The sequence below is a fragment of the Mesorhizobium sp. EU05-FHT14A09 genome (assembly GCF_058790995.1).
This window is the reverse complement of the sequence record NZ_JBYTDF010000005.1, coordinates 242,705-254,882: the sequence shown is the minus strand read 5'-3', so window position 1 is coordinate 254,882 and position 12,178 is coordinate 242,705. Positions and strand designations below refer to the sequence as shown.

At 62.6% G+C, this 12,178-nt stretch carries 13 protein-coding genes; 8 read left to right on the top strand and 5 right to left on the bottom strand.

Features of this window, described 5'->3' with window-relative positions:
* Positions 1-3 precede the first annotated feature (3 nt).
* Complete coding sequence (locus AC3WTO_RS19210; protein WP_492462472.1) at positions 4-399, bottom strand: hypothetical protein; 396 nt, start codon at positions 397-399, stop codon at positions 4-6.
* 32 nt (positions 400-431) lie between these two features.
* Complete coding sequence (locus AC3WTO_RS19205; protein WP_492462470.1) at positions 432-635, bottom strand: SlyX family protein; 204 nt, start codon at positions 633-635, stop codon at positions 432-434.
* 199 nt (positions 636-834) lie between these two features.
* Between AC3WTO_RS19205 and AC3WTO_RS19200 the strand changes: the two genes are divergently transcribed.
* From AC3WTO_RS19200 to deoA, 6 genes are all read left to right on the top strand, one after another.
* Complete coding sequence (locus tag AC3WTO_RS19200; protein WP_492462468.1) at positions 835-2,367, top strand: ABC transporter ATP-binding protein; 1,533 nt, start codon at positions 835-837, stop codon at positions 2,365-2,367.
* Complete coding sequence (locus AC3WTO_RS19195; RefSeq protein ID WP_492462466.1) at positions 2,364-3,506, top strand: ABC transporter permease; 1,143 nt, start codon at positions 2,364-2,366, stop codon at positions 3,504-3,506. Before AC3WTO_RS19200 ends, AC3WTO_RS19195 begins: the two co-directional genes overlap by 4 nt.
* Before the next feature lies 1 nt (position 3,507).
* Entirely contained in the window at positions 3,508-4,479 is a 972-nt protein-coding gene (locus AC3WTO_RS19190) for an ABC transporter permease (RefSeq protein ID WP_492462464.1), read from the top strand.
* 3 nt (positions 4,480-4,482) lie between these two features.
* Positions 4,483-4,875: a cytidine deaminase gene (gene cdd / locus AC3WTO_RS19185; protein WP_492462462.1), complete on the top strand. Its 393-nt coding sequence runs from the start codon at positions 4,483-4,485 to the stop codon at positions 4,873-4,875.
* Entirely contained in the window at positions 4,872-5,678 is an 807-nt protein-coding gene (locus AC3WTO_RS19180) for a purine-nucleoside phosphorylase (protein ID WP_492462460.1), read from the top strand. The genes cdd and AC3WTO_RS19180 overlap by 4 nt, the downstream gene beginning before the upstream one ends.
* 110 nt (positions 5,679-5,788) lie before the next feature.
* A complete protein-coding gene (deoA, locus tag AC3WTO_RS19175; RefSeq protein WP_492462458.1) occupies positions 5,789-7,108 on the top strand; it encodes a thymidine phosphorylase in 1,320 nt (439 codons plus the stop codon).
* 116 nt (positions 7,109-7,224) lie between these two features.
* Here the strand turns inward: deoA and AC3WTO_RS19170 are convergent, their stop codons facing one another.
* The 3 genes from AC3WTO_RS19170 to AC3WTO_RS19160 all read right to left on the bottom strand — a co-directional run bounded on the left by AC3WTO_RS19170 (position 7,225) and on the right by AC3WTO_RS19160 (position 9,693).
* Positions 7,225-7,779 (bottom strand): retropepsin-like aspartic protease family protein, encoded by a 555-nt coding sequence (locus tag AC3WTO_RS19170; RefSeq protein ID WP_492462456.1) that lies wholly within the window; start codon positions 7,777-7,779, stop codon positions 7,225-7,227.
* 117 nt (positions 7,780-7,896) lie between these two features.
* Positions 7,897-8,526, bottom strand: coding sequence for a uracil phosphoribosyltransferase (gene upp, locus AC3WTO_RS19165; RefSeq protein WP_492462454.1), 630 nt, complete (start codon positions 8,524-8,526; stop codon positions 7,897-7,899).
* Between the two features lie 189 nt (positions 8,527-8,715).
* Positions 8,716-9,693 (bottom strand): adenosine deaminase, encoded by a 978-nt coding sequence (locus AC3WTO_RS19160; protein ID WP_492462452.1) that lies wholly within the window; start codon positions 9,691-9,693, stop codon positions 8,716-8,718.
* A gap of 112 nt (positions 9,694-9,805) precedes the next feature.
* Here AC3WTO_RS19160 and ubiE point away from each other — a divergent pair, with 112 nt between their 5' ends.
* Together ubiE and ubiB are read left to right on the top strand one after the other, a co-directional pair.
* Positions 9,806-10,582 (top strand): bifunctional demethylmenaquinone methyltransferase/2-methoxy-6-polyprenyl-1,4-benzoquinol methylase UbiE, encoded by a 777-nt coding sequence (gene ubiE, locus AC3WTO_RS19155; protein WP_492462450.1) that lies wholly within the window; start codon positions 9,806-9,808, stop codon positions 10,580-10,582.
* Positions 10,583-10,595: 13 nt separating this feature from the next.
* On the top strand, positions 10,596-12,170 hold the full coding sequence (gene ubiB / locus AC3WTO_RS19150; RefSeq protein ID WP_492462448.1) for a 2-polyprenylphenol 6-hydroxylase: 1,575 nt from the start codon (positions 10,596-10,598) through the stop codon (positions 12,168-12,170).
* Positions 12,171-12,178: the final 8 nt, after the last annotated feature.

Here is a 12,178-nt window from a genome sequence, read left to right as displayed (position 1 = left end):
GCTTCAGCCCAGGCTCAATCGGCCGATGAGATAGCCAAAGGCGAAGGCGACGATCAATCCGGCCGCCACCGCAATGGCCAGCCGACCCGGCAAGGCATGCAGGCCGATGCCGACCGGCGGCCGTGGCCCGTCGATGATCCGGTTGCCTGCTTTCGCGCTGCCCTGCAGCGACATTTGCGGCAACTCGGCAATGCGTGCGGCGACGTCCTGCCAGGGACGGTTTGCTTCACCTGCAGCAGCCCGGTCGAACAGATGCATGCGTTCGGCCAGTTGCACCACGGCGTTGCGAAAGGCCGGATCAATCTCCAGATCGCGCTCCGCCCGTTCGCGATCGCGCTCATTCATCAGTCCCAGCACATAGTCGCTGGCGCGCGCGATACGGTCGCTTTCCCCGGTCATGGCTGCACCCTCCTTGCCATGGTGTAAGGCCTTTACCAGTGTGGCGGCTTGGTAACCGGAACATCCGGTGCCGTCTGTTCTTCCAGAACCAGGAAGCGGCTGGTCAATGCGTCGAGCTTTTTCTGCAGGCGTTCGATCGTCTTCCACTGCTCGGCGATCTGGCCGGACAGTTCCTCGATGGTCTTGTCCTGCTCGGCGGCATGGATCTCCAAAGTCGTCATGCGGTCGTCTGACATATCAATTTCCCTGGGGACCCGGCTTTGGCGGGCTTGAGTTGCATTACAGTGCCTGCCAATGGCGCATGCCCCGTGTGTTCGAAATTGACAAGCACGCCGGGTTTTGTCGAGAGTGGACGCCATAGCCGGCCAATTGGCAGGGGATAGGCGCCGTGCTAGTCAATTTGACCAAACGATAAAAATAAGTGGGAACGATCGCATGGCGGAAGCCGCAATCGAGCTGATCGGCATCAACAAGAGTTTTGGCGCCGTGCGCGCCAATCGCGACATCAATCTTGAGATCGCGCGCGGCACGATCCATGGCATCGTCGGGGAGAATGGCGCCGGCAAATCGACGCTGATGTCGATCCTCTACGGCTTCTACCAGGCCGACAGCGGCGAGATCCGCGTCAATGGCAAGCCCGCCTCGATCAAGACGTCCAACGACGCCATCGCGACCGGCATCGGCATGGTGCATCAGCACTTCATGCTGGTCGACAATTTCACCGTGCTCGAAAACATCATCCTCGGCGCCGAGAGCGATGCGCTGCTCAAGTCCTCCATCGCCAAGGCACGGTCGGAGCTCGAGCGGTTGGAACGCGAATACGGGCTTGAAGTGGATCCCGATGCCATCATCGAAGAGCTGCCGGTCGGTCTGCAGCAGCGCGTCGAGATCCTCAAGGCGCTTTATCGCGGCGCCGAAATCCTGATCCTGGACGAGCCGACCGGCGTGCTGACGCCGGCGGAAGCGGATCACTTGTTCCGTATCCTCAAGCAGCTCAAGGACCAGGGCAAGACGATCGTGCTCATCACGCACAAGCTGCGCGAGATCATGGCGATCACCGACTCCGTCTCCGTCATGCGCCAGGGCACGATGGTGGCGACGCGCGAAACCAAGAAGACCACCGTCGAGGAACTGGCCGAGCTGATGGTCGGCCGGCGTGTGCTGCTGAGGGTCGAGAAGGGCGAAGCCAAGGCGGGCGACGTCAAGCTGTCGGTCAAGAACCTGGTGGTGAAGGACCAGCGTGGCGTTACCATGGTCGATGACGTCTCGTTCGACGTGCGCGCCGGCGAGATCGTCGGCATAGCCGGCGTGGCCGGCAATGGCCAATCGGAGCTGCTGGAAGCGATCTCGGGTATCCGCAAGGCGGTTTCGGGCAGCGTGACGCTGGACGGCAAGCCGATCGACCTGACCGGCGCCGCCGACCCCGGCGAGCTGCGCCAGCGCGGGCTGGCACACGTGCCGGAAGACCGGCATCACGTCGGTCTCGTCCTGGCCTTCGAGGAAAACGAGAACTCGATCCTCGGCTACCACAACGACAAGCGGTACCTCAAAGGACCGTTTCTGGACGTCGATGCCATCATGGCCGATGCCAAGGACAAGATTGCCAAATACGATATCCGCCCCACCAACCCACGTCTCAAGACCGCCAATTTCTCGGGTGGCAACCAGCAGAAGATCGTGCTGGCGCGCGAAATCGAGCAGGATCCCGGCGTGCTGATCGTCGGCCAGCCGACACGCGGCGTCGATGTCGGTGCCATCGAATTCATCCACAAGCGGCTGATCGCGATGCGCGATCAGGGCAAGGCGGTGCTGCTGGTTTCGGTCGAGCTCGATGAGATCCGCTCGCTGTCCGACCGCATCCTGGTGATGTTCGCCGGCCGTGTCGTCGGCGAGCGTGGGCCGGAGACCAGCGAAGGGGAACTTGGCCTGCTGATGGCTGGCGTCGAGCAGAAGGAAGCCGCCGAATGAGCACGCCTTATGCCAAGCTGCCGGCCTGGGCTGACTACGGTCTGATCCCGCTGATCAATCTTGCGGTGGCCTTCATCGTTGCGGGGCTTGTCGTGCTGCTGGTCGGTGAAAATCCGTTCCGGGCTGCTGCGATCCTGGTGGAAGGAGCCTTTGGCCGCGGCCAGGGCATTGCCTACACACTCTTCTACGCAACCAACTTCATTTTCACCGGCCTTGCCGTTGCGGTCGCCATGCATGCCGGACTCTTCAACATCGGCGGCGAAGGCCAGGCCTATGTCGCCGGCCTCGGCGTCGGGCTGGTCTGCCTGGCGCTGGACCGGGTCGTACCCTGGTATGTCACCTTTCCGTTCGCGATTGCCGGCGCTGCCATCTTTGGCGCGGCATGGGCCTTCCTGCCTGCCTATCTGCAGGCCAAACGCGGCTCGCACATCGTCATCACCACCATCATGTTCAACATGATCGCGGCGAGCCTGATGATCTATGTGCTGCGCGACATCCTGAAGCCGGAAGCAATGCAGGAAGTGAAAACCCGCATGCTGGAGGCGGGGGCGCAGTTGCCCAGATTGAACTGGATCATCGAACTGTTCGGCACGGCCAAGATCCGTTCCGCGCCGTTCAACGTGTCCTTCCTGCTGGCGCTGGTGATGGCCTATCTGGTCTGGTTGCTGATCTGGCGCACCAAGCTCGGCTATGAAATCCGCACCTTCGGCTTCAGCCAGAAGGCAGCGCGTTATGCCGGCATTTCGGAAGTGCGCGTCACCATCATCGCCATGCTGATCTCGGGCGCGCTCGCCGGCATGATGTCGATCAACGCGATCATGGGCGACCAGCACAGCGTTTATGTCGATCTCGCAGGCGGTGCCGGCTTCATCGGCATTGCGGTTGCGCTGATGGGGCGCGCTCATCCTGTCGGCATCATTCTCGCCTCGATCCTGTTCGGCATGCTTTACCAGGGTGGCGCCGAACTTTCCTTCGAGATGCCGGCGATCAGCCGTGACATGATCGTCATCATCCAGGGGCTGGTGATCCTGTTTGCCGGTGCGCTCGAACACATGTTCCGGCCTTACATCCAGACGCTGTTCGCTTCGATCAGCCCGAAGTCGGTCGGCATGGCCGCGGTCAAGGGCGAGGGGGCCTGAGATGAGTTTCTTCGACGTCATCATCCAGACGCTGGACTCCACCATCCGCCTCTCGGTGCCGCTGCTTCTCGCTTGCCTCGCCGGCCTCTATTCAGAACGTTCGGGCATTTTCGACATCGGCCTGGAAGGCAAGATGCTGGCCGCCGCCTTCGCCGGCGCCGCAGCGGCCTCGGTCTTCCATTCAGCCTGGATTGGGCTCGGCATGGCCATCCTGGTCTCGGTGTCGCTTGCGCTGGTGCATGGCTTCGCCTCGATCACGCATCGCGGCAACCAGATCGTTTCCGGCCTTGCCATCAACTTTATCGCCGCCGGTTCGACCATCATTCTCGGCCAGGCCTGGTTCCAGCAAGGCGGCCGCACGCCGGCACTGGCGCCGAACGAACGGTTCGAGGCGATCACGCTTCCCGGCGCCGATGCTCTGCGCGATGTCCCGATCATCGGCCCGATCTATTCGGAGCTGATTTCCGGCCACTCTCTGCTGGTCTATGTCGCTTTCCTCGCCGTGCCGTTTACCTGGTGGGTGCTTTTCCGCACTCGTTTCGGCCTCAGGCTGCGCGCCGTCGGCGAAAACCCGGCCGCCGTCGACACCGCCGGTATTTCGGTTGCCTGGCTGCGCTACCGCGCCGTGATCTGCACCGGCATCCTCACGGCCATCGCCGGCGCCTATCTTTCGATGGTGCAGAGCGGCGGTTTCGTGAAGGACATGACGGCGGGCAAGGGTTACATCGCACTCGCCGCGCTGATCTTCGCCAAGTGGCGGCCGGTCAACGCCATGTTCGCCTGCCTGCTGTTCGGTTTCCTCGACGCGTTGGCGATCCGCCTGCAGGGCGCGCCGCTGCCGATCATCGGTAAGGTGCCGGTGCAGCTCATGCAGGCCCTGCCTTACATCCTCACCGTGATCCTGCTTGCCGGCTTTATCGGCAAGGCTATCCCGCCGCGTGCCGGCGGCGTGCCTTATGTGAAAGAGCGCTGATCGATGTCGCATGACCTCTACCTTGCCGCCAAGGCGGCCATGGCCAAGGCCTACGCGCCCTATTCGAAGTTCCCGGTGGGGGCTGCGCTTCGCACGGAAGACGGACGCATCTTTGCCGGCGCCAACATCGAAGTGGCCTCCTATCCGGAAGGCTGGTGCGCTGAGACGACGGCGCTCGGCCACTACATCATGGGCGGCGGCGGCAAGATCGTGGAGATCGCCGTCATTGCCGAGCGCATGGCGAAATGCTCGCCCTGTGGCGGCTGCCGCCAGCGGCTGGCCGAATTCACCCGGCCCGACACCAAGCTCTATCTCTGCGACGAGACCGGCGTGGCCGAAACCGTGACGATGGGCGACATGCTGCCTTATGGCTTCAGGGGCGATATCCTAAAATGAAGGACGCGATCGATCGCCTCGTTGAACGGCTGGATGGCCTTGCGCCAACGGTTGCGCTGGTGCTGGGATCGGGGCTCGGTGGGCTCGTTGAAGAGGTCGAGGATGCCGTGCGCATCCCTTATGGCGACTTGCCGGGGTTCCCGAAAAGCGGCGTCACCGGCCATGCCGGTGCGGTGGTGGCAGGGCTTTTCGCCGGCAAGCCGGTGCTGATGCTGGCGGGTCGCGCGCATTATTACGAGCATGGCGACGCCGCGGTCATGCGCCCGGTGATCGAGACGCTGGCCGGCATCGGCATCACGAAGTTGATCCTCACCAATGCCGCCGGCTCCGTCGATCCAGACATGCCGCCCGGATCGGTGATGCTGATCGACGACCACATCAATTTCTCGGGTTCCAATCCGCTGTTCGGCGAGCCGACCGATCGCCGCTTTGTCGGGCTGACCGAAGCCTATGACGCCGGCATGCGCGCGGCGATCGAGCGGGCCGCGAAGGCCACCGGCACCAAGTTGCACCAAGGCGTCTACATGTGGTTCTCCGGCCCGTCCTTCGAGACGCCGGCGGAAATCCGGATGGCGCGCATCATGGGTGCCACTGCCGTCGGCATGTCGACCGTGCCTGAGGTGATCCTGGCTCGTTTCTTCGGGCTCAGCGTGGCCGCCTGTTCGGTCATCACCAATCTCGCCGCAGGCATGACTGGCGCCGAGCTGTCGCACACCGAGACCAAGGACATGGCGCCGATCGGTGGTGCCAAACTCGCCAAGGTGCTGCACAAGGTGTTCCGGGACGGACTGCTGGACGGGTGAGGGCGGAGCATTTCCGGCGAAAATTAGGATCGCCTTCGATGCTCTTCCTCCTTGTTTTGACGCAATTCCGGACGCAAAACCGCTACGCACTTTTGCTGGAATTGCTCTAGATGCTGCCTCAGGAAATCATCCGCAGAAAACGTGACGGGCTGAAGCTGTCGGCCGAAGAGATCGTGGCTTTCGTTTCCGGCATCACCTCCGGCACCGTCACGGAAGGGCAGGCTGCCTCCTTTGCCATGGCCGTCTTCTTCAACGGTATGAACCGCGACGAAGCGGTGGCCCTGACCACGGCGATGCGCGATTCCGGCGATGTGCTCGACTGGTCGGATCTTCCCGGTCCGGTGACCGACAAGCACTCCACTGGCGGGGTCGGCGACAATGTCTCACTGATGTTGGCACCGATCGTGGCGGCTTGCGGCGCCTATGTGCCGATGATCTCCGGCCGTGGCCTCAGTCATACCGGCGGCACGCTGGACAAGATGGATTCGATCCCCGGCTATGTCAGCCAGCCAGATCTCGGCCTGCTGCGCAAGGCCGTGCTGGAGGCGGGCGCGGCGATCATCGGACAGACCGGCGACCTCGCTCCCGCCGACAAGCGGCTCTATGCCATCCGCGATGTCACTGCGACGGTGGAATCGGTGCCGTTGATCGCTGCGTCGATCCTGTCGAAGAAACTGGCCGCCGGTCTGCAGTCCCTGGTTCTGGATGTAAAGCTCGGCAACGGCGCTTTCATGGAAAAGTCGCGTGACGCGACAGCGCTCGCGACCAGCCTGGTTGAGGTCGCCAACGGTGCCGGACTGAAGACCAGTGCGCTCGTCACCGGCATGAACGAGCCGCTTGCCTCGGCTGCTGGCAATGCCGTCGAGGTACAGAATGCAGTCGACTTCCTGACCGGACGCAGCCGCGACAAACGCCTGGAGACGGTGACCCTGGCACTGGCCGCCGAAATGCTGCAGTCGGCCGGCCTCGTTGCCTCCAACCAGGATGGGCTGCAGCGCGCCATGGAGGCGCTGACCAGTGGTCGAGCCGCGGCGGTGTTCGGCCGCATGGTTTCGGCACTGGGCGGGCCGCCGGATTTTGTCGAGAAGGCCGCCCTTTACCTGCCTCAGGCGCCTGTGCGGCACGAAGTGAAGGCGGATCGCAAAGGCTTCGTCACCGGGATCGCCACGCGCGAGATCGGGCTCGCCGTGGTGGCTTTGGGTGGCGGCCGGACGCGACCGGAAGACAAGGTCGACCATGCCGTCGGGCTAACCCGCCTTTTGCCTGTCGGTGCGGAAGTGCGTCCGGGGGAAGCGATCGCGTTCGTCCATGCGCGCTCGCCAGAGGCCGCTGAGCAGGCCGCGGCAGACGTCTCTGCTGCCTATACGATCGGTGCGGCCAAGCCAGCCACGGAGAAGGCGATCCTGCGCCGCGTCGGACCGCGCGGTTAGACCGCAGGCTGGAGTATTTTGTAGCCAAGTGGAATCATTTGGTGTTATAAAAATGCTACGAAAACAAAATCTTAGAGCGTTTCCGCTTTTCCTTGAAAATGGAAACGCTCTGGGTGTTACTGCACCATCAGCAACGTGCCATCCTCGACGGCGTATTTGCCGAGGCGGCTGAGGAAGCTCATGCCGATCAGATTGGTGCTGAGCGCGCGGTCGTCGATGATGACCGCATCGATGTTGTCCAGCGCGATCCTGCCGACCTGGAGATTGGAAAGGCGCACCACCGCTACCTTGACCGGACCGTTTGCGGTCGAGACCTGCTGCGTGAAATCGGACGGGCTGATCGAAAGCCCGACGCGACGCGCCGTGGACGTGTTGAGCGCCACCAGCGTCGCACCCGTATCGATGAGGGCGTCCACCTGCTTGCCATTGATCTTGAAGGGCGAGCGGAAATGACCACTCGCGTCGGCCTTGATCAGCACCTTGCGGCCAAGTGGTTGCTGTGCGGTTTGCCCGGCGGAGCCGGAACCGCCAGGCAGCTTCACTGCCGTGGCAGACATGTCACTGCTTCGGCCGAGGAGCTGGTTGAGAAAATCGGGGTTCGACTGAAAGACGGACGGGATCGCCGCCGTACCGCCGGCGAAAACACCCAGAATGACCAGTTTACGCAGCATGGAACGCCCCCGCTCCAGGCGATCCTAAACAGCCTTGGTATCCGGCGCTTTAATTTCGAGTGTTTAGGCCCTGTCCTGGCTCGAAACCACACGGCTTCGTAAACGAATGGTAAAGGCCTATTTCGTGCCGAACATGCGGTCGCCAGCGTCACCAAGGCCGGGCAGGATATAGCCCTTCTCGTTGAGTTCGCGGTCGATGGAGGCGGTATAGACCGGAACATCCGGGTGAGCGGTGGTGAAACGCTCGATGCCTTCCGGCGCCGCCAGCAGGCACAGGAACCGGATGTTGGTGGCGCCGCGTTCCTTCAATTTTTCGATCGCCGCGATCGCCGAATTCGCTGTGGCGAGCATTGGATCAACGACGATGATGAGGCGGTCGGCGAGGTCACTCGGCGCCTTGAAGAAATATTCCACCGCTTCCAGCGTCTCATGATCGCGATAGAGGCCGATATGGGCGACGCGGGCGGCAGGCACCAGATCGAGCAAGCCCTCCAGTAAACCGTTGCCGGCGCGCAGCACGGATGCGAAAACCAGTTTCTTGCCTTCCAGCGTAGGGGCTTCCATCGTCTCCATCGGGGTTTCGATGGTGGTCTTGGTGAGCTCCAGGTTGCGTGTCACCTCGTAGCAGAGCAGCAGCGAGATCTCGCGCAGCAGCCGCCGGAACGACGCCGTCGACGTCTCCTTGTTGCGCATGATGGTCAGCTTGTGCTGGACAAGCGGATGGTCGACGACGGTTACGCCCTTCATGGTCTTCTCCTCGATATTGGAGCGGGATGCGATCAAGAGAACTCGCGCTCCATCCCTTTTGTCTTGGCGCATGAGCCTTGTTCGAAAAACCTGCAGCTTTTCGGGATCATGCTTTGAAAAAGACCCTAGCGGCTAAGCGGTGACCAAGAAACGCCCCGGCGCACGCCAACCACAGTTTTTGCGGGCTTTTCAGCGTGGGCTACCCTTGTCCAGTCGCGCAATCAGGGCCGCCTTTGTCTTTTTGTCGACGAAGGCCGCATCGATCGCGATGCGTGTCACGGCTGCCAGTGCCTTGTCGTTCAGGCCGAAATGTTCGGTTGCGATGTTGTATTCGCGTTTCAGCGACGTCCAGAAATAGGGCGGATCGTCGGAATTCAGCGTCACCTTGCAGCCAGCCGCCTTCAGCGCCGGGAAGGGATGGTCGGCAAAGCTGTCGAACACTTTGAGTGCGATGTTGGAGCCCGGGCAACATTCCAGCACCACGCCCTCGCTGGCGATACGGCGCACGAGGTCCGGGTTCTCGATCGCGCGGACGCCGTGGCCGATGCGTGTGGGGCGGATGTGGTCGAGTGCCGCCTGCACGCTTTCCCAGCCCATCAGTTCGCCGGCATGGATGGTGATGCCGAGACCGGCCTCGCGGGCGATCTCGAAGGCGCGGACATAATCCTCGAAATCACCCATGCGCTCGTCACCGGCAACGCCGAAGCCCGTGACCAGCGGATGTCCGCACCGGGCCGCGAAACGGGCAGCCTTTTCGATCGCCTCGACGCCGACATGGCGCACGCCGGTGACGATCATGCGTCCTTCGATGCCGGTCTTGGCCTTGGCGCGGGCCATGCCTTCGCCAAGGGCATTGGTATAGGCCTTGGGCGAGAGGCCGGCGCGCACGGCGTGGTCGGGAGAGGTGAACACTTCCGAATAGATGGCGCCATCGCGCGCCAGGCTGGTGAGATAATGTTCGGCCAGCAGCGCATAGTCTTCTTCGGTGCGGAAAAGATCGGCTGAAAAATCGTAGGCTGCGAGGAAGGAGGTGAAATCGTGCCAGACAAAGGAGCCATCACGAATGTAGGGAGAGGGGTCCTTGCCGTATTTCCGTGCCTGCAGGACAACGAGTTCTGGCGATGCGGCTCCTTCGATGTGGCAGTGCAATTCGGCTTTCAAAACCATGAGGCATTCCTGTGAACGGGCCATCCGGCGCGGCCGAACACCGCGCCTTTGACAATAGCGTCGCCTACTGCGATCGGCTATGGTCCGGCCAATTTTATGGCGGATGAAAAAGATGTCTGTTGAGAGAACCACCGCTACCGGAGGCATGGAAACCTCCTACGGCTTCCGGCAGGTCGGAACCGGCGAGAAGCAGCCGCTGGTCAACGAGGTGTTCCACAAGGTCGCCAAACGCTACGACCTGATGAACGACCTGATGTCGGCTGGCATGCACCGCCTGTGGAAGGACGCCATGGTCGCCTGGCTCAACCCGCCGAAGCGATCGGGCTGGAGGCTGCTGGATGTGGCGGGCGGAACCGGCGACATCGCTTTTCGAATCATCGATGCCAGCCATGGTCAGGCCCAGGCCACCGTTCTGGACATCAACGGTTCGATGCTGGGTGTCGGCCGCGAGCGGGCAGAAAAGCGCGGCCTGGCCGCGAACATCGATTTCGTCGAGGCCAATGCCGAAGACCTGCCCTTCGCCGACAATTCCTTCGACGCCTATACGATCGCTTTCGGCATCCGCAATGTGCCGCGCATCGAGGTGGCATTGAGCGAAGCCTTTCGCGTGCTCAAGCCCGGCGGCCGCTTCCTGTGCCTCGAATTCTCCGAAGTCGAGATGCCGCTGCTCGACAAGGTCTATGAAGCCTGGTCGTTCAATGCCATCCCGAAGATCGGCAAGGCGGTAACCGGCGATGGCGAGCCTTATTCTTATCTGGTCGAATCCATCGCCAAGTTCCCGAACCAGCAGAATTTCGCGGCGATGATCGGCAAGGCCGGTTTCGGGCGTGTCAGTTTCCGCAACTATACTGGCGGCATCGCCGCCGCCCATTCGGGCTGGAAGCTTTGAGGCGGGTGTGTTCATGAGTTCCGTCGGAGCTGCGTTCCGGCTCGTTCGGGCCGGCTGGGTGCTGGTGCGCGAGGGAGTCGTTGCGGCAATCCCGGGCGACCAGCTGACCGGCATGCCGAAATTCGGCTGGCGGATGGCGCGTCTGTTCACGCGGCGGCGAGCGCTGCGCGAAGGCCGCAGCGATCGCATGGCGCACGCGGTGGCGCGGCTGGGGCCGTCCTATGTCAAGCTCGGCCAGTTCCTGGCGACGCGGCCGGACGTGGTCGGTAACGACATCGCGCTCGATCTTGCCTTGTTGCAGGACAAGATGGGCACGTTTCCACAATCCCAGGCGGTGGCGGCGATCGAGTCGTCGCTCGGCCGGTCGGTATCCGACCTTTATGCCCGCCTGGAAGAACCGGTGGCGGCGGCCTCGATCGCGCAGGTGCATGAGGCCGAAGTGCTGCGTGATGGCCTTCCGACCAAGGTAGCCGTCAAGGTGATCCGTCCCGGCGTGCGCAAGCGGTTCCATCATGACCTCGAAAGCTATTTTCTCGCGGCGCGCCTGCAGGAAAAGTACATTCCGTCGTCGCGGCGCCTGCGTCCGGTCGAAGTCACCGAAACGCTCGCCCAGACGACCAAGATCGAAATGGACCTGCGGCTGGAAGGCGCGGCCCTGTCGGAGCTGGGCGAAAACACCAAGGCCGATCCCGGTTTCCGCGTGCCGGCTGTCGACTGGGAGCGTACCGGCCGTGACGTGCTCACCATGGAGTGGGTCGACGGCATCAAGATGAATGATATCGCCGGCCTCGCAGCGGCCGGTCACGATCTCAAGGCGATCGCCGCCAACCTGATCCAGTCCTTCCTGCGCCATACGCTGCGCGATGGCTTCTTTCATGCCGATATGCATCCCGGTAATCTGTTCGTCGAAGCCGACGGCACCATCGTCGCTGTCGATCTCGGCATTGCCGGCCGGCTCGGCAAGAAGGAACGGCGTTTCCTCGCCGAAATCCTCTACGGCTTCATCACCCGCAACTATCTGCGTGTGGCGGAAGTGCATTTCGAGGCCGGCTACGTGCCGCACAAACATGATGTCGCCGCTTTCGCGCAGGCGATCCGCGCCATCGGCGAGCCGATCCATGGTCAGCCGGCGGAGACCATCTCGATGGCCAAGCTGCTGACTTTGCTGTTCGAGGTGACGGAACTGTTCGACATGCAGACGCGGCCGGAGTTGGTTCTGCTGCAGAAGACGATGGTGGTTGTGGAAGGCGTTGCTCGTACGCTCGATCCGGCTTTCAACATGTGGAAGACGGCCGAGCCGGTGGTCGGCGACTGGATCCGTTCCAATCTCGGTCCGCGCGGCATGCTGGACGATGCCCGCGAGGGTGTCGGTGCGCTGGTGTCGCTGGCTCGGCAGGCGCCTGACCTGGCGGCACGGGCGGAGCGGCTGTCGCGCGAGATCGACCTGATGGCCGAACATGGTCTGCGTTTCGACGACGCCACCGCCAAGGCGATCGGCAAGGCCGAGGCGCGCCATACGCGCTCGGGACGCGTCGCGCTCTGGGTGATCGCGCTCACCTTGATCTTCATTGCCTGGAAGCTAATCTGACGGCACTG

Excerpts from the sequence above, each read along its gene's own strand:
- ubiE (WP_492462450.1), top strand. The coding sequence starts at position 9,806 with ATGTCTGTTGAGAGAACCACCGCTACCGGAGGCATGGAAACCTCCTAC.
- AC3WTO_RS19200 (WP_492462468.1), top strand. The coding sequence starts at position 835 with ATGGCGGAAGCCGCAATCGAGCTGATCGGCATCAACAAGAGTTTTGGC.
- AC3WTO_RS19180 (WP_492462460.1), top strand. The coding sequence starts at position 4,872 with ATGAAGGACGCGATCGATCGCCTCGTTGAACGGCTGGATGGCCTTGCG.
- AC3WTO_RS19190 (WP_492462464.1), top strand. The coding sequence starts at position 3,508 with ATGAGTTTCTTCGACGTCATCATCCAGACGCTGGACTCCACCATCCGC.
- AC3WTO_RS19160 (WP_492462452.1), bottom strand. The coding sequence starts at position 9,693 with ATGGTTTTGAAAGCCGAATTGCACTGCCACATCGAAGGAGCCGCATCG.
- AC3WTO_RS19210 (WP_492462472.1), bottom strand. The coding sequence starts at position 399 with ATGACCGGGGAAAGCGACCGTATCGCGCGCGCCAGCGACTATGTGCTG.
- cdd (WP_492462462.1), top strand. The coding sequence starts at position 4,483 with ATGTCGCATGACCTCTACCTTGCCGCCAAGGCGGCCATGGCCAAGGCC.
- upp (WP_492462454.1), bottom strand. The coding sequence starts at position 8,526 with ATGAAGGGCGTAACCGTCGTCGACCATCCGCTTGTCCAGCACAAGCTG.
- AC3WTO_RS19195 (WP_492462466.1), top strand. The coding sequence starts at position 2,364 with ATGAGCACGCCTTATGCCAAGCTGCCGGCCTGGGCTGACTACGGTCTG.
- ubiB (WP_492462448.1), top strand. The coding sequence starts at position 10,596 with ATGAGTTCCGTCGGAGCTGCGTTCCGGCTCGTTCGGGCCGGCTGGGTG.
- AC3WTO_RS19170 (WP_492462456.1), bottom strand. The coding sequence starts at position 7,779 with ATGCTGCGTAAACTGGTCATTCTGGGTGTTTTCGCCGGCGGTACGGCG.
- deoA (WP_492462458.1), top strand. The coding sequence starts at position 5,789 with ATGCTGCCTCAGGAAATCATCCGCAGAAAACGTGACGGGCTGAAGCTG.
- AC3WTO_RS19205 (WP_492462470.1), bottom strand. The coding sequence starts at position 635 with ATGTCAGACGACCGCATGACGACTTTGGAGATCCATGCCGCCGAGCAG.